14 protein-coding genes are annotated in these 16475 nt (G+C 67.4%); 11 read left to right on the top strand and 3 right to left on the bottom strand.

Translation table 11 applies throughout. The annotated features are described in order from the left end of the window. Nucleotides 1-9: 9 nt before the first annotated feature. Together H6717_20920 and H6717_20915 are read left to right on the top strand one after the other, a co-directional pair. On the top strand, nt 10-609 hold the full coding sequence (locus H6717_20920) for a DUF4352 domain-containing protein (protein ID MCB9579507.1): 600 nt from the start codon (nt 10-12) through the stop codon (nt 607-609). A gap of 131 nt (nt 610-740) precedes the next feature. Then, nucleotides 741-1040 carry a hypothetical protein gene (locus H6717_20915; protein ID MCB9579506.1) on the top strand — a complete coding sequence of 100 codons (300 nt, stop codon included), beginning with the start codon at nt 741-743 and terminating at the stop codon, nt 1038-1040. A 48-nt stretch (nt 1041-1088) separates the two neighbouring features. On the opposite strand, the gene H6717_20910 is transcribed toward H6717_20915, so the two are convergent. Then, nucleotides 1089-1304, bottom strand: coding sequence for a hypothetical protein (locus H6717_20910; GenBank protein MCB9579505.1), 216 nt, complete (start codon nt 1302-1304; stop codon nt 1089-1091). Between the two features lie 142 nt (nt 1305-1446). On the opposite strand from H6717_20910, the gene H6717_20905 reads away from it, so the two are divergent. From H6717_20905 to H6717_20890, 4 genes are all read left to right on the top strand, one after another. Further along, nucleotides 1447-2463, top strand: coding sequence for a hypothetical protein (locus H6717_20905; GenBank protein ID MCB9579504.1), 1017 nt, complete (start codon nt 1447-1449; stop codon nt 2461-2463). Next, nucleotides 2456-3796 carry an acyl-CoA dehydrogenase gene (locus H6717_20900; protein MCB9579503.1) on the top strand — a complete coding sequence of 447 codons (1341 nt, stop codon included), beginning with the start codon at nt 2456-2458 and terminating at the stop codon, nt 3794-3796. The genes H6717_20905 and H6717_20900 overlap by 8 nt, the downstream gene beginning before the upstream one ends. After that, nucleotides 3793-4575, top strand: a complete 783-nt coding sequence (locus H6717_20895; protein MCB9579502.1) for an acetoacetate decarboxylase family protein — start codon at nt 3793-3795, stop codon at nt 4573-4575. Before H6717_20900 ends, H6717_20895 begins: the two co-directional genes overlap by 4 nt. A gap of 94 nt (nt 4576-4669) precedes the next feature. After that, nucleotides 4670-7015: a protein kinase gene (locus tag H6717_20890; protein MCB9579501.1), complete on the top strand. Its 2346-nt coding sequence runs from the start codon at nt 4670-4672 to the stop codon at nt 7013-7015. 3 nt (nt 7016-7018) lie between these two features. On the opposite strand, the gene H6717_20885 is transcribed toward H6717_20890, so the two are convergent. Beyond that, complete coding sequence (locus H6717_20885) at nt 7019-7576, bottom strand: hypothetical protein (protein ID MCB9579500.1); 558 nt, start codon at nt 7574-7576, stop codon at nt 7019-7021. An 88-nt stretch (nt 7577-7664) separates the two neighbouring features. Between H6717_20885 and H6717_20880 the strand changes: the two genes are divergently transcribed. The 4 genes from H6717_20880 (at nt 7665) to H6717_20865 (ending at nt 13665) form a co-directional block, all read left to right on the top strand. Then, nucleotides 7665-9191 (top strand): hypothetical protein, encoded by a 1527-nt coding sequence (locus H6717_20880; protein ID MCB9579499.1) that lies wholly within the window; start codon nt 7665-7667, stop codon nt 9189-9191. 45 nt (nt 9192-9236) lie between these two features. Further along, complete coding sequence (locus H6717_20875) at nt 9237-10052, top strand: hypothetical protein (GenBank protein MCB9579498.1); 816 nt, start codon at nt 9237-9239, stop codon at nt 10050-10052. Between the two features lie 122 nt (nt 10053-10174). Further along, the gene (locus tag H6717_20870) at nt 10175-12043 is read left to right on the top strand and encodes a radical SAM protein (GenBank protein ID MCB9579497.1); all 1869 of its coding nucleotides are present in this window, start codon (nt 10175-10177) and stop codon (nt 12041-12043) included. Nucleotides 12044-12177: 134 nt separating this feature from the next. Beyond that, complete coding sequence (locus H6717_20865) at nt 12178-13665, top strand: cobalamin B12-binding domain-containing protein (protein MCB9579496.1); 1488 nt, start codon at nt 12178-12180, stop codon at nt 13663-13665. Nucleotides 13666-13670: 5 nt separating this feature from the next. Here the strand turns inward: H6717_20865 and H6717_20860 are convergent, their stop codons facing one another. Beyond that, nucleotides 13671-14954, bottom strand: coding sequence for a hypothetical protein (locus tag H6717_20860; protein MCB9579495.1), 1284 nt, complete (start codon nt 14952-14954; stop codon nt 13671-13673). A 259-nt stretch (nt 14955-15213) separates the two neighbouring features. Between H6717_20860 and H6717_20855 the strand changes: the two genes are divergently transcribed. Beyond that, entirely contained in the window at nt 15214-16419 is a 1206-nt protein-coding gene (locus H6717_20855; protein ID MCB9579494.1) for an NnrS family protein, read from the top strand. Nucleotides 16420-16475: the final 56 nt, after the last annotated feature.

Genomic DNA, 16475 nt, shown 5'->3' with positions numbered 1-16475 from the left:
GGAGGTAGCATGGGACTCCGGTTGGGAGTCAGAGCGCTCGTTCCCGCGATTGCCATCGTGGGCCTGGCGCTGCTGGCGTGTAAGAAAAAGAGCACGACGACGAGTACGGGCCCCGCGGCAACCGCCACCGCGACGGCGAAACCCAAGCCCGTCGATCCACCCACCCCCACTCAAACGTTCAAGCTCAACGAAGTCGCCAAGCTCGACGGCATCAGCATCACGCTGCAGGAGTTCAAGGACTGCCGTCTGAGCAACTTCTACAGTCGGCGCGCGCTTTCCAAGAAGAAGCAAAAGCTCATCGGCGTGTTGGTGCTCTCCGAGGGCAACGGCGACAAGAGCCACTCTTCATCTTGGTCGTACTTCAAGGTCACGGATCCCGAGGGGCTCACCTACCGAGCAACCACGCGCAGCGGCTCGGACTGCTCGCCCACCTTCAAGTCCACCAGCTTGGGGAAGGGGGAGAAGTCGAAGGGCTGGGTGCTGTTCGAAGTTCCCGAGACCCTCGAGAACGCGAACGTCACGATGACCTACACCAATCGCCGGCCCTACCGGTCGGGCGCGGATCTCTCGAACCGCGAAGAGAAGGTGAAGTTCAAGCCCGGCGGCTGAGCCGGGAAGACGTCGTCTCGAGTGGCGTATCAGGGGGGCGCGGTGCGGGCCGCGCCCCTCTCTACTTCGTTGGAGTGAACATGACGTATCGAACGGCTCGTAGGACTCTCGCGGCGCTCGTCTGTGTGGGAATGATCTCGGGGTGCGCGACTCCGGAGGAGAAGGCGCTGGCCAAGGACCGCGTGGCGCTGATGGGGGCTCAGGCGAAGATGGCGGACGAGCACAAGAACTGCTCGGAGCTCACTGGCGCCATCATGGATTGGGAAAAGGCCAACGCGGACAAGATCAAGGACGTGAACACGCGCTGGCAGGCGCTCAGCAAGTCCAAGCGGAACTCGCTGATGAAGCCCCACAAGAGCGAGAGCAACCAGTACTTCAAGGCCATGATCGGGCCCCTGGTTCGCTGCGGCACGGTGTGGCCGGTCAAGTAGATCTCGCCCTGCCACCGAGGGTGGCTGGTGACGGATCTCATGGAGTCATCAGCGCCGGACGTTGCGCGACGTGTCGCTTGGAAAGCCGAAGCTGACGGGGTCCGTCCCCGGGCAGAAGTCACAGAAGTCTTCGTGCTTCCCGGACTTCCGGATCGCTTCTGCGTCCGCGGAGCAATACGGGCACTGCTCATGCTCGTCCACGGAATACATCTCCCCCGTACGCCGGCAGCGCAGCGTCTCGAGCCTCACGTGTCTTTCCGTCATCGGCTCACCTCGCTCTCGGCGGAATCATAGCGAAGCTCGGCGGCGGCGGGGTGCGCCCGCGGGTACTCACCTGTCGGGCGTCAGCCGGCCCCAGTAGATCGGGTCTGCCCCAAGCGCGCTGGGCGCGGCAGACTGTCGGCTGATGGAGAGCAGCGACCCAGAGCTGGCGGAGCTTCGGCGCTTCGCGCGAGAGCGTGTCCACCCCGAGGTGGCGCGGCACGAGCTCCCGGTTCGGCAAGAGCGACTCGCGTCCCTGCTGACGGAGATGGACGACCTCGGGCTGACGGAGCCCGACGGTGGACTGTGGGCGGACATCCCTCGCGGTATCGCGTTGCTCTCGGTGATCGCCGAGCACGACGTGAGCGTCGCCCTCGCTCTGCATCAGCGCGCGCTGGCGCGACGCATGCCCGGCGCGACGGATCTGGTCGTGGTGCACGGTCACTATGGCCTCGGCCGCGAAGCGCTCGCGGACTGGCTCGCAGAGCGTGAGCCCCCAGAACCCTTGGCCGACGTCTACGACCTCGCCAGCCCTCGCGTGGTCGTTGCCGCGGCGCTGCCCCGGTGGGTGTTGGCTCCGGTGTGGGACGGACAGCAGCTGCGGCTCGGGCGTTGGGCTGCAAAGTCCACGCCCTTGCCCAATGCGCATGGGCTGGATGCGCTCGTCACCCTCGCGCTGTCGTTGACGGGCGAACCCCAAGACGAGGCGCCGACGGCGGAGTACCTGTTCGCGCTCCGCGTGGAGGCTCTCGCATCCGTGGCGCTCGCTCTGGCTGCGGTGGGCCGTGGCGCCCGCATGGCAAGGCAGTTCGCGGCCGAGCGGCAGCAGGGCGGCAGTGCGATCGAAGCGCACGCGGCGGTGCGAGAGCTGCTTCTGGCTCAGCTTTCCGTGCTGGCGGGCGTGAGCGCGGAGCTCGCGCTGGAGGCGCCGCGCCCCACCAGCCCGGGTTCCGTGGTGTCCGCGCTGGCCCTCGCCGGAAGCGCGTTGTCGCGGCTGTGCGAAGCCGCCAACGCCGCACTTCAGGTCTTCGGCGGCCTGGGCTACATGCGCGACACGGGGATGGAGAAGATCGTGCGGGACGTGAACCACTTGCGCCATCGCCTCGCCAGCCCGGGAGAGCTCGGAGCCATCGCCGTCCGCTGGGAACAGATCCATGGCTGAGCGCGTCGTCGGTCATCTGCCCCCGGATCACCCGCTGTCCCCACAGCTCGCCTTCGGTGGCCTCGGGCGCTTGGCGCAATCGCTGGTGATGTATCCGGAGCGCTCGCTCTGGGAAGCGGATACCGAGAGCTTGCCGCGACCCCTCGCGCAGTTTCGCCGGCGCATGCGCGCGTTCGCCGAGGCGGAGCTCGCGCCCCGGGCGCTGGCCGCGGACGCGGCGCCCCACCCGCCGGTGGGGGAGCTGACGCCGCCGGCGCGGGAGCTGTTGGAGGTCGCAGCTCGCGCGGGGCTCTTGAGCGACCTCCTGCCCCGGCCGTTCGGCTCGCAGAACCCGTTGCTGCTGGCGCAGCCGCTCGCGCTGCCGGCGGCGCTCAAGACCGAGGAGCTGGCGGCGGTGGACGGTGGCTTGATGCTGCTGCTGTCGGCGACGGCGCTCGGGGTCGCTCCCATCGTGCTGTCCGGGCTGCGCGCCATTCGCCGCTTCGTCGTGCCCGCCTTCGCCGAGTGCGCCGAGGGTCGGCCTCACGTCTTTGCCTACGCCATCACCGAGCCCGGCGGCGGCTCGGACGTGGAGGACGGCCACGGTGCACGGTCCTACGTCCCCGGCGTCGTCGCACGCCGCGCTGCCGGCGGCTATCGCTTGAGCGGGCGCAAGGTCTACATCTCCGGCGGAGACATCGCCAAGACCATCGTCGTGTTCGCCGCCCTCGAAGGCGAAGGAATGGAGTCCTGGACGGCGTTCGTCGTGCGCCAGCCGAGCGACGGCCTCACGGTGGTGCGCACCGAGCTGAAGATGGGCATGCGCGCGTCGGGAGCGGCGGAGGTGCTCCTGGAGGACGCCTTCGTTCCCCGGGACCACGTGCTCGTGGGGGAGCGTCGCGGTTGGGCGCTCAATCGCGCCGTTTTGAACATGTCCCGCATTCCCGTGGCGGGGATGGGCGTGGGCTTCGCCCGCGGCGCCACGGAAACGGCGCTGAGCTTCGCCCGCGACTACCGCCTGGGGCGTCGTCGTTTGGTGGACTACCAGCATGTACAGCTCGAGCTCGCGCGCATGGTGGCCGACACCGCCGCGGCCCGGTCCATGGTGTGGGCGGCGGCCCGTCGGAAGCAGGCGGTCCAGCACGAAGCGGCGGCCGCGAAACAATTTGCCACGGACGTCGCGCGGAGGGTCTGCACCCGCGCCATGGATCTGCTCGGCAACCACGCCGTGCGCCACGACGGCCGGGTGGAGAAGGCGTACCGTGACGCGCGGCTGACCCAGATCTTCGAGGGAACCAACGAGATCAACCGGCTGGCCATGATCGAGGACCTGCAACACGAGCTCGCACCATGAAGAACCGAAGATTTTTCCGAGTTCCTCGCACCACGCACCACACCAGCGCCGGACTCGTGGATCTACCCATCCTGTACTTCGACGTGCGCACCGTGGTGGCGTTCTTCGACGCGCCGCTCGCTGGCGTGGAGCAAGTGCTCGAGGGCACGCATCTGGTCCCGGCGGTCGTGCGCGGCCGCCGCGCCGCGTGCGCGCTGGCCTTCTACGAGTACCGAGACACGTCGGTGGGCGTGTACAACGAGATGGGCACGGCGATCCTGGTGCTGCGCGAGGGGGAGCCGCGGCCGGCTCTCGGCCCGCTGGATCTGATGCGCTCGCCGCGCGCGCGGCGCATCGGCATGTACGTGGTCGACCTGCCCGTGACCACGGCCCTCGCCAACGCCGCTGGGCGTGAGCTCTGGGGCTACCCGAAGTTCGTCACCGAAATCCCCTTCGAGCTCCGTGGGCGGCACTTCGACAGCTCGGTGATGGATCCCGATGGCCAGCGCCGCATCCTGCGGCTCCGTGGCGACGCGGGGCGAGGCATCGTTGGTCCGCCGCTCTCGCTATCCACCTACACGTTCCTGGACGGCGCGCTGATCCGGACGCCCGTGGACGTGCGTGGCCCCATCCGGATCCACTCTTCCGGGAGCTTGCGGCTGGAAATTGGAGCGTCCGATCACCCCATGGCCCAGCGCCTCAGGACGCTCGGCCTGGCCGAAACTGCGCCCTCTTTCGTGACCATTTCGGATCGCTTTCAATCGAAGCTTCACGCGGGTACACGGGTGGAGGCGCTGTAGGTCTTCGAGACGTGTCGACCCCGGCGGCCGGGGGAGCTAGGATGCCTCGGCGGCTCGCGGCGCACGGCACGTTTGGGCCAATTCGCGGCACGGAATGGCGAGCTCCTCTCCCGAAAGACCTACCAAGCTGGATACTCCCGGGCTCGTCGAGCTGGACCGGGACGAGGCCGCGGAGAGCCTGCTTGGGACGACGCTCCAGGACACCTACATCCTCCACCGGCTGGTGGGGGAGGGGGGCATGGGGCTGGTGTTCGAGGCCCACCACACCCGCATCGCCGGCAAACGCTACGCCATCAAGGTGCTGCGCTCCGAGATGGCCTCCAGCCAGGAGGTGCGCACCCGCTTCCAGCGGGAGGCGGACGCCGCCGCCAGCATCGACCACCCCAACGTCGTGGGGGTCTTCGATTTCGGCTACACGAAGGACGGCCGGCCTTACATCGTCAATCAGTACCTGGAAGGGCTCGAGCTCGGCGACTTCATCGAGCAGCAAAAGCAACTGTCGCCCGAGCTCGCCGTCTACATTGCCCGCCAGGTCTGTCACGCCCTCGAGGCCGCCCACGACGCCGGCGTCATTCATCGCGACCTGAAGCCGGAGAACATCTATCTCACGGGCCCGTTGGATCGCCCCAAGGTCAAGGTCCTCGACTTCGGTCTCTCTCGGTTCACGGAGATGACCGGCAACACCGTCACCCGCACCGGCCTGGTGATGGGAACGCCCGCCTACATGTCGCCGGAGCAGGCCCGTGGCGATCGCGCGGATCACCGCGTGGACATCTATGGCGTGGGCGCCATCTTGTACACCGCGCTCACGGGTCGAGCGCCCTTCAACGAAGAGTCCCCACAGCAGACGGTGCTGGCGGTGATGAGCTCGGAGCCCGAGCGGCCCCGCAAGTACGCGCCCACCATGCCCGAGGAGCTGGAGCTGGTGGTGCAGCGCGCGATGGCGCGAGAGGTGTCGGATCGCTATCAATCGATGCCGGAGCTCGACGCGGCGCTGGAGCTGTTCGACGTCTACAGTCGGGCCGAGACGGGTGCTCGGCCGCCACGCGGCGCGCTGATGTCGCGCGTCGGTTCCAGCGCGGACGACGTGGACGTGGGCACCGCCCGCAGCGAGCTGGTGTTCCTGCTCACGCTCGCCCTTTTGTTGGGCCTGTTGGGTCTGGTCACCACCATCGTCGGCCTGCAAGACTTGTTCTGGGGCGGGCGCCAGCTCTCATCCACGGAGTTCGTGTTGGTGCTGGCGGCGGTCATCGGCACGCTGATCACGCCGTTGGTGCTCACCATTCGCTTCATTCGCCGGCGGCTGTGGAACAACAGCGTGCGGATCGTGGAGCTGATCCCTCGGCTGCGCGGACCGCTGATCATGGCCGTGGCCGTGTACGGTGGCGTGACGCTGCTCGGCCGTGCCTTCGATGGCTTTGGTCGTGCGTTGAACACGCCGCCCCTGGCGCCCAATCTTTCCGGCTGGGCGGGGTGGGGTCCGATCCTATTCGTCGTCGCGCTGATCACTGCAGTGGGCATGGTGGTCCGACGCCGCTTGCTGCCGCGGAGCAGCGGGGGATTCTTGCGGCGCATGCTGGCGGGGCCCGGGGTGTTCGGCACCGTGGCCGTCGCGACCATCGCCCTGATCGGTTTCGGCCGCGCCCGCTCGCACCGTCCGGTGCTGCCGCCGCCGCCGGGCACGACGGCGAGCGCGGAGCCCATCAATTTGGACGCCCTGCCCGCGGACTCGGTCGCGGCGGTCGTGACGGCGAGCGCGGCGCCGCCCTCGTCGGCCCTGGTCATGATCCAGCGCGCGCCCACCGACGAGGTCGCGGACGCGATTTCGAAGGGCGCCGAAGCCTTGCTGGAGCTGCGCAAGCGCTATCCGAAGGACCCCGCGGTGCTCGAGCCCCTGGCGCGCGCGCTGGGAAGGGATCCGGCCAGCTACTCCCAGGCCATCGACGTGCTCGGCAACTTGTTCACGGTGGCTCCGAGCCGCGTGCTCGATCGCGATCTCTCCACCCTGGTGGTGAAGATCGCCCTCGGTCCCGCGGAGTCGTCCATCCAGGCGTTGGATCTCATGGCCCAACGCATGGGTCAGGTGGGGCCGGATCTGCTCTACGATCTGATGCTCACCAGTCAGACCCTCCGGCGCTCGGCCCGAGAGCGCCTCGACGACCCGGACGTTCAGACGCGCTTCACGCCCGAGCTGGCCATCACCTATCGAATCCGCACCGCGCCCAGCTGTGAAGCACGCGTTCCGCTGCTCGAGCAAGCCGCGAAGGAGGGCGACACGCGCACCATCGCCGCGCTCTTGTCCGTGGCTACGGGAACCAAGCGCGGGTGCGGTAAGCGGAAGCGCTCGCCGTGTCCGCCGGCCTGCGCCAAGGAAGCCGCGGATTTTCGCCAGGCGTCTTCCGACATCCAAGCGCGCATGAACGAAGCCAAGAAGAAGTAGCGCTCAGCTGCCGAGGTGCAGCTTGTAGAACACCCGCGGGTCCCCCTTGGAGAAGCCCTCCACGCACTCCGAGCGCACCGTTTCGCCGAGCAGCTCCAGGCCACGACGAAAGTAGCCCACCACGGAGTACTCGAAGTACAGGTGCTGGAGCCCGTCCGGAATGCCTTCAATCCACAGGTCCACGCGCTCGGGCTGGTAATCCGAACGAGCCGAACCGGTGTCGAAGAAGTTCGCGTACATCACCTTGGCCAGGTTCGCGAAGCGGCGCGTGTCCCGGGTCTCGAGCAGGTTCTTGTAAGGACCGTCCTTCAGCGTCCAAGCGGCGCTGGCCTCTCCCAGCTCCCACAGTGATTCGTCGTCGCCGTCGTACACTTCGTCCACGATGGCATCGTTCAGCTTCAAGAACTCGTCGGCGGGCATCCATGTCGTCGCCAGCACCTTGCGGGGGAACGAAGGATGACGCTCGTGAAAGCCTTTCAAAAACGCGGCGACCTTCTCTTCCCCCCACTTGCTGCGAAGCAAGTTGAGTCGAGCGTGGTACGCGGTGCCCTTCACCCGCATGCCGCGAGTATTGCACCTTTCGAAAGATTCTTCGCGCTACAGTGACCATGGGATGTTGGCCCGGCGCGGAAGCTCCCTTCTCCTTGCAATGCTGCTCGGCTGCGCACCGGCGCCGCAGCGCGTCGTTCCCCGCTGTCCGGCCAGCGAGAAGGTCCAGCAGCGGAACGACGGTTTCGAAGCGCGCGTGGACGGCGCTCGGCTGAGCTTCGTGTTTCACGCTTCGCGCTGGTCGAACCTGCTCTACCAACTGGACTGTCTCGCGCGGCTGATGCCCTGCTCGACCGAAGCCTACGCGGCACTGTGGCAGAAGGACCTGGGCGGCCTCGATTCCGAAGATCGCGCGGCGCTCGAGCGTTGGCGGCAGATCCGTCAGCGCTATCAGGGGCGCATCGAGGCAGGGACGGATTCCGAAGATCCGCTGCTACCTCTGCCGCTTTCCGCCAACAGCGTGGAGACGCACATCCGGCTGGCGCAGCGCGCCGCCGGCGGCCTCGAGCGCTACCGCGCCTACGCCGCGCTGTTCATGGAGCCCCGGGACGTGGAGGCCAGCGCCCAGGTCATCGAGCGGTTCGCGGAACGTCATTCGCGAGCCTACGCGGCGCAGCGGGCCCCCTTGGAAGAGCGCGCGCAGGCGCTGGCCGAGCGCTTCCGCCGGGCGAAGCTCGGCGCCTTCATCGAGCGCGCGGCTCGCTTCTACGACAGCGAGCTGCCGCCCCACACCGAGCTCGAGTTCGAGCTCCTGTTTCGGCCGGAGCACGACTCCGCTTCCTACGGTCAGAACCGCGGGCGCGTCTCCTTCGTGGAGCTGGTACCGCAAGAGAACCTCGACGCGCGCCTCGCGGTGGTGATGCACGAGCTGTTTCACTTCTTGTTCGCGACGGCCAAGCGCGACCAGGCCGTGCGGCTGGCCAACGTCTTCGCCAACGACGACGACCCGCTCGCCTATCCGGCGTGGGGTCTGCTCGACGAATCCCTGGCGGCAGCGCTCGGCAACGGCATGGTGCTGGAGAAGCTCGACGCTGGCGAGCTCGAGCGACGCTTGGGGCGCCCGGACGGCCTCTACTCCGACGATCTCATCGATGCCGTGGCGCGCGAGCTCCTGACGAAGATGCCGGTGCTGCTCGACACCCCGGGGGGCCTGTACGCCGACTCCACGCGCGAGTCGTACCTCGCCGCGGTGCGCACGGCGTTTCCGCACGGCCTTCCGCCGCGGGCGTATCTCCGCCCTTGGGTGTGCCTGTACGATCCGAGCTTCGTCGACGCCTACGACGCCCTCGCGCGGGCCGTGCACGCGCCGGTCACCGTGAGTGACTCGAGCGTGGTTCCGCGGCGGACCAACATCATTCTGGAACAGCGAGCGCGCTGGAGTCGCGTGCTGATGCTACGCCGCGCGGATCTCCAGCACTTGGAGGGCTACGAAGGGGCCGTAGGTGCCGAGACCGTGCGCCAGGTGCGCCAGCGCGCGAAGCAGCCCGGAGCCTTCGTGGTGGCCCGGGCGAGCGCGCCGCAGGCCTTCGTGTTCGTTGCGGACACGGCTCCGGAGATGAAGCGGCTGGTCGCGGACTTCGCCAAGCTCTCCGAGCTCCGCGCCGGTGTCGTCCTCGGCGGCACATGACGCCCGCCTTGGCCCGGTCGGAGCCGCTTCGCTACCCTTTCGCCAATGCCTGATGCGCTCACTCGACTGTATTGCGAGCGCTGCGGTCTGTACCGAGATGGCCCGGGCGTGCGTCAGGTCCAGAGCGGGCGCGGCTTCTTGCCCAGCTGCGTCGTGTGCGGCGACGCGCTCCACCACGAGGCCCAACGGGTGTCCGAGCCCTACCCCAAGGTGCTGCTCCGAGCGTTCCTGTTTCCGTTTCAGCCCTGGCTACTGGTGACGCTCGCCGTGGCGGGCGTCGTGATTTCCTTTGCCCGCTTCGTTCCCGTCTTCGGTGCGGCGTTCTCCGCGACCATCGTGCTGTCGCTGATCTTCGCGATCATTCGCGCGACGGCCGCGGGGCGCGACGACCTCGGGCTGGAGGGCGTGGATACCTCGCTGGCGGGCTGGTTTCACCCGGTCATCCGCTACCTGCTCACGCTGCTGGTGGCGTTCGGCCCTGCCGCCGTGCTGGCGCTGAAGCTCGGCTACCCCGAGGGCGCTCACGTGGTGCTCCCGGCGCTGGCCCTGGGCGTTGTCTATCTTCCCGCGGGCATCGTGGTGGCCGCTCACAATGAAGGCTGCGTCGCGCCCCTGAACCCCATTGTCGGCGTCCAGCTCATCGCACGCATTCCAGGGCCGTACTTCGTCACCCTCGGGTTCCTCGCGCTCGCGAGTCTGATCACCGTGGCCATGCAGCTCGCCATTGGGGCCCTGCACCACGCGCTGTCCGGCATCGCGTTCCTCGCCACCATGTTCGCCATCAGCGCATCCTTGGTGGGACCGGTGGTGATGGCGAGGATGCTCGGGCTCTTGCTCCGCGAGCACGGGGACGAAATTTGAGGGGAGCCTGATTTTGTTGGCGCGGCGCGAGCCCCGTCGCGACGAATCCCGCCACGGCGCGCGGTGAGGCGATTGGCCTCTTTACCCGGCGCGGCCTCCGGCTATTGTGGATCGTGATGCACATGCCCTCGCGCCTTCGGCTGCCCGCCCTTGCGGAGAAGATCCTCACTCGCGGCGCCCGGGCGGCGTGGCCCGTTTTCCGGGGTTTCGGCGAGCGCTTCCCGGGGGCTCGGATGCGGCCCGGCTGGGCGCCGGAGCCGCTGATCCGCAAGGCGGAGCGGACGTTCCCCACGCTGGGGTGGCCGCGCAAGACCGATTCCCTGTGTCCCACGTGCGTGAAGGAAGTGCGCAGCGCGGTACTCTCCGGCGCGGCGAACCTCGGCGCGCTGATGGACCATTCGGGAGAGATCCGCGCGGACATCCTGGAGCACGACGGCAACATCGTGATGCGGAAGACGTGCCCCAAGCACGGGACCTTCGAGGACGTGCTCAGCATCGATCCCGCGTTCCTCGCACGCATCGAGAATCTGTTTCCCGGTCGGGACTTCCTCGCCCCCAAGACGTCTCTCCGGGAGCACGGTAGCTCCAGCATCAAGTACGGCCGCGGCTCCGTGCTCACCGTGGATCTCACCAACCGCTGCAACATGATGTGCGACCCGTGCTTCATGGATGCCAATCAGGTGGGCTACGTGCACGAGCTCGAATGGGAGGACATCCAGCAGATTTTGGACGACTCCCTGTCCGTGCAGCCCCGCCGGCAAATGAGCGTGCAGTTCTCCGGCGGTGAGCCGACCCTCAGCCCACACTTCTTGAAGGCCGTGAGCTACGCCCGGGACGTGGGCTACTTCTGCGTGCAGTGCGCGACCAACGGCATTCGCTTCGCGCAGGAGCCAGAGTTCTGTCACGAAGCGAAGCGTGCCGGGCTGCGGCTGGCGTACTTGCAGTTCGATGGCGTGACCAACGAGGCCAACAGTCATCGAAAGGTCGGGAACTTGTTCGACGTGAAGCTGCGTGCCATCGAGAACCTGCACGCTGCGGGTATCGACGTGGTGCTGGTGGTCACCATCGTGAACGGCGTCAACAACGACCAGGTGGGACCCATCGTCCAGTTCGCCATCGACAACGCGGACAAGATCACCGTGGTGTCCTTCCAGCCCGTCAGCTTCACCGGCCGGGACGAGGACGTGGCGGACGACGTGCGGCAGGCTCAGCGCTACACCCTGAGCCACCTGGCGCACGACGTGAAAGACCAGCTCGGCGCCACGGAGCCGCTCCGCGACTGGTTCCCGCTCAGCGCCATGAACCCGTTCAGCGACGTGGTGGACCACTTGTTGGGGCAGAGCGCGGAGTTCGGCGCCCTGAAGTGCGGCTGCCACCCGAACTGCGGCATCGGCACCGTGCTCTTGGTCCACAAGAAGACCAAACGTTGGATCCCCGTGAGCCAGATGGTGGACGTGGACCAGCTGCTTCGGGATCTGCAAGAGGTCGCAGACGCGGGTCAGAAGAAGCCGCTGACGATGGCGGCCCTGGCGCTGGCGCTACTCAAGAATTTCCGCCAGGAGCAGGCCCCGGAGGGTTACGGCCTGACGGAGCTGGTGCGGCAGGTGCTGAGCCAGATGGGCGCCAAGGGGGATCGCGTCGGTGCCAGCGAAGGAGACGCCGACGAGTTCGAGTGGCGCTTCCTGTTCGTGGCGGGCATGTGGTTCCAGGATCTCTTCAACTACGATTTTCGTCGCACGGAGATGTGCATCATTCCCTACGGCACCCAGATGGGTGAGATCAGCTTCTGCGCCTACAACACCGGCGTGGGCTGGCGACAGGTGGTGGAGAAGATCCACCGCACGGCGACGGTCGCCGAGTGGTTCAAGGAACACGGCAAGCACCCGGTGTACGCCAAGAACCAGAAGCTGCCGTTGCCGGACGGAACCGGCAGTGAAGTGGTCGTCTCTGCGACGGACGGTCGCCGGCGGCTGCCCCTCGTCTCCGTCTGACGAGCCCGCGAATTTTGCCGTGCGCTGCTCGCGTCCCGCTCCGCTTGCGCCGGAGCAGCGAGAATGCGCGGGAGAATTCGATGTGGAACGAACCTTGCGCCCGCAGGAGCGGACCACCACGCGGAGGGGCTGTCATGCCGAGCAAGGTTCTTCTGGTCTACCCGCCATCGAGGACTCAGCTGCACGAGAGCTGTCCGGCGGCGCTCACGATGCTCGCTGCCGTGTTGGAGGGGGCGGGCCACCGGGTGCAGCTGCTGGACGCCAACGCTACGGCACGTAAGCGGAGCAGCGAGGACGTCGCACGAGAGGCGGAAGCGCTGCGCCCGGACGTGATCGGCATGACGTTGGTGACGCCGATCGCACGGGAGGCGTATCGCCTCGCGGGTCTGCTCGGGCGGAGCGGTGCGCGGCTCCTGGCCGGGGGCCCTCACGCCACGCTCTTGCCGGAGGAGCCGCTGATGCACGGCTTCGACGCCGTCGTGGTGGGGGAGGGCGAGCCCACCATCGTCGACGCCGTCCGGGTCCTTCGAGGAGAGCTCCCGCCGGAGGACGTGCTCGGCCTGGTGTACCGCGACGCCAAGGGCAACGTGGTCCACGCGCCGCCCCGGCCACCGGTCGCGGATCTCGATGCGCTGCCCGCCCCCGCGCGGCATCTGGTGGATGCCGAGGAGTACGGCGGCCCGGACAGTCCCGCACTACACATGAATCTGTTCTCTTCCCGCGGCTGCCCTGCCCGCTGCGCGTACTGCGCGGGCGGCCTCTTCGGTCGGCGCTTCCGCTTTCGCTCGGCCGAGAGCGTGGTGCGCGAGATGGTAGACGTTCACCAGTGCCATGGCACGCGGCACTTCCACTTCATGGACGATGCCATGACCGTGAATCGTCCGCGCATGCTCGAGATCTGCGAACGTCTCGTCGAAACCGGACTGGGTCTCACCTGGAGCATGATGACGCGCGTGGACCGAGTGGACCCGCAGCTCCTGACGTTGCTGCACCGCGCAGGCTGCGTCCAGATCGACTACGGCATCGAGAGTGGACATCCCGAGACGCTGAAACGGATCCACAAGCCCCACGACGTGGCCCGGGCGAAGCACATCGTGGAAGCCACCGCCCAGAGCGGGATCCGCGCTCATGTGTTCTTCATCTTCGGTTTCCCCTGGGACACGCCGGAATCCATCGACGTGACGGCGCGCTACATGGTCGCGCTGGCGCCCTTCGTGGCCCGCTTTCACCCGGCCATCGCCTCGATCTTGATCCCGTTTCCAGGCACGGAAATCTACGAGAAGTACAAGGACGAGTACGGCTTCGCCGAGTGGTGGCTATCGGAGGAGAAGAACTTCGACAGCCCGACGCACGGGCGTCACGCCTACTATCAATCGCAGCTGTTCAGTCGCGGCGCCGTGCTGGACGCGGACTTCTTCCGCTACACCCCCGCGGTGAAGGAGAAGATCGAGGACGTGTTCGAGCTGATGTGGCGGCACGACCTGCGAAAGGCGTCGGCTCCGATCCGAGGGGCGCGCCGCGCGCTGTTCGGGGTGTCGCGCGCGCTCCATGGCGTGTCTCCGGCGCTGGAGCGCACGGCACTGGCGCCGGCCTTCGCCCTCTCCCGTGCTCTCCAGCGGTAGCTACGTCAGCCGCCGGTGCACATGTTCATGCCTGCGACGTTCGTCGTGGAGATGCCGCAGTCGTTGACCTCGTCCTCCGTGAGGTCCGTGATGATCCACAGACAGGAGTCGTCGTTCGCGTCCAGGTACACCGCTGCCACGTCCGTGGTGGTGATGGTGGAGCCGCCGTTCTGCCAGGAGAAGGCCGGGGTCACCGTCTTTACCGTGGCACCGGGACCCACCGAAATCTGCCAGAAGGCGTCCTGTTCCTTCTCGGGCGTCAGAGGCTTGGTCTCGTCGATGTAGAAGAGCACCGTTACGGTCTTGCTCCCGCTGTTGGTGAACACCAAGTCCCCCGTACAGTAGCTTCCCGGGCTCTCGCTCTTCAGCTGTGCGCTGATGCCGATGTCGCCGAGAGCGTTGCAGGCGGAAATGCTGCCTGGACCTCCGTCGGTTGCCGAATCCGTGCCTCCGGAGTCGCTGCCCGCATCGGTGCCGGCGTCCGGTACGCTGACCTGGGGACAACTGCCGTGCGTCTCCCAGTAGCCGTACACGCTCTCCATGGTCCCCACCGTGGCAAGAGCCAGGAGCTTCGCGTAGTTGGAAAGTAGCTTCTCGGCGAGCGCTAGCCGCGCCTTGCACTCCTCTTCGTAGATAGTCTTGGCGCAGTTGGTGTCTTTGCTGAAGGCGACCAAGAGCTCCCGCACCACACACACACTGAAGAGTCCCTCGGCGACCGCCGGGTCCTTCTGTATGCACTCCATGCCATCGGGATCAGGATTGCTCCCGAGGACGAACAGCGCGCGCACGGTCTCGGTGCAGCTCAGGATCGAAGTGCTCAAGCTTTGCACGCTGCTCGTGGTGGTCTTGGGCAACCCCAGGTCCGGGAGCTTCGCCGCACTTACCGGACCGCCCGCATGAGCGGGCACGCCGCCGAAGCTGGTCTGAAAGTGCACGACGTCCCCCGCGGCGTTCCACTCCAGGTCGAGCCCAAAGCTACCCAGAGTTTCCGCGAGGGTGCGCGCAGTCTCGTCCACGTCCAAGCGCAAGGCGCCATGGGGGCTGGGCATCTCGATGGCCGTCACCACGACGGTGCCCGCGCCGTCGTCGCTTCCGTAGATGCGCACCACGCCGCTCTCGTCGCGCACCGTCACTTCCAGCAGGACGCCAGGAGTGTCGGGCACCGTCGCGACCCCGCCGGTGCTCACCTCCGCGCTGTCGTCGGAAGAGCAGGCCCCCGGCAGCAGCGGGACCAGCAGTCCCACGGCCACGGCGAGAGCGCGGAGCGCACGAGCGACGGCGTTGGCCATGAGATGTGCGCAAGCAACGCCAATGCCACGCGAAACCCTTGGTTTTTCTCGGGATCCAGGCGCGTGCTTTGCGTTTTTCCGGGGATCGCGAGCAACGCCTGCAGGGGCGCTCCGGAAGTCGACGGCGGTCGACTTGCTCACCGTCACCTGCGCCAAAATTGCGTCGGCGCTGTCTGCGGCACGCGAAATGTTCGTTCCCTAACGTGAGTTTGCGGGGATTTCGCATGGAACGGCGCTTGCTGAATGCGGCGCGTTCCTCGTGCCTCCCCGTTCGTTGATCCATCCCCCCACCCTGGAAGCCCACCCTGCGGGGGCCGCCATTCTCGCGAAGGGCTTTCGTCCCTTCTTCTTGATGGCGGCAGCCTACGCCGTGCTGACGCTCCCGCTGTGGGTGTTGGTGCTGTACGGACGGCTGGATCCAGGCGCCTATCTCGGCGCCACCGGCTGGCACGCCCACGAGATGGTCTTCGGCTTCTCGGTGGCGGTCATCGCCGGATTCCTGCTCACGGCCGTGGGCAACTGGACCCAGCGCGAGACGGCCGTGGGACTGCCCCTGGCACTCCTGTGCCTGCTGTGGCTCGCCGGGCGGGTCGCGGTGCTATTTGCGGACGGGTTTCCGCCGAAGCTCGCCGCGGCCCTCGACCTGGCGTTCCTTCCCGCGCTGGCGTTCGCCTGTGCGCGTCCCATCCTCGCTTCCAAGAACCGCAGGAACTACGGCTTCATCGCGATCTTGGCGGCGCTCTTCGGCGCCAATCTGGCGGTACATCTGGGCGCTCTGGGCGTGCTGCCGGCGTGGACGCGTCTTGGCAGCCTGCTCGGCGTGGATTTGGTGACTATCGTCATCGTGATCGTCACCGGGCGCATCGTGCCCATGTTCACGCGCAACGCGACCGGCAGGCAGGGCATTGTAAACGTGCCCGTTCTGGATCGTGCCGCCATTGCCGCCATGGTGTTGGTGGTGGCGACCGGCGTGCTGATGCCGGGTAGCGCGGTGTCCGGCGTCGCATTGCTCCTGGCCGGCGTCTTCGTGGCCGCCCGTGCCGCCCGCTGGGGCATGCAGCACACCTTCGGCAACCCGCTGCTCTGGATCCTGCACGTGGGCCACGCCTGGGTGGCCATCGGCTTGCTGTTGCGCGGCGCGTCCGTGCTGGTCCCGGCGGTACCGTCGAGCATGGGTCTCCATGCGCTGACGGCGGGCGCCATCGGCGCGCTCACCCTGGGCATGATGGCTCGCGTTTCCCTCGGCCACACCGGTCGCATGCTCGCCGCACCCAAGCTCGTCTCCGTCGCCTTCGTCGTCATCACCGTGGCGACACTGCTTCGCATCGTCGCGCCCCTCGCCGGCGCCTCTCAACTTCCGCTGCTCGCCGTCGCGGGCAGCCTGTGGGCGCTGTCCTTCGCAGCGTACCTCGTGAGCTACGCCCCCATGCTGCTGTCGCCGCGTGTGGACGGACGCCCTGGATGAAAGGAACGTTCTCGTGGCCCTTGCAGTTGCAGTTCTCGTCGTGGTTTCCGCAGCAG

The organism is Polyangiaceae bacterium, from assembly GCA_020633235.1.
Classification (GTDB): Bacteria; Myxococcota_A; Polyangia; order Polyangiales; family Polyangiaceae; genus JACKEA01.
The sequence above is the reverse complement of the archived record's forward strand: the minus strand, read 5'-3'. Positions and strand labels throughout refer to the sequence as shown.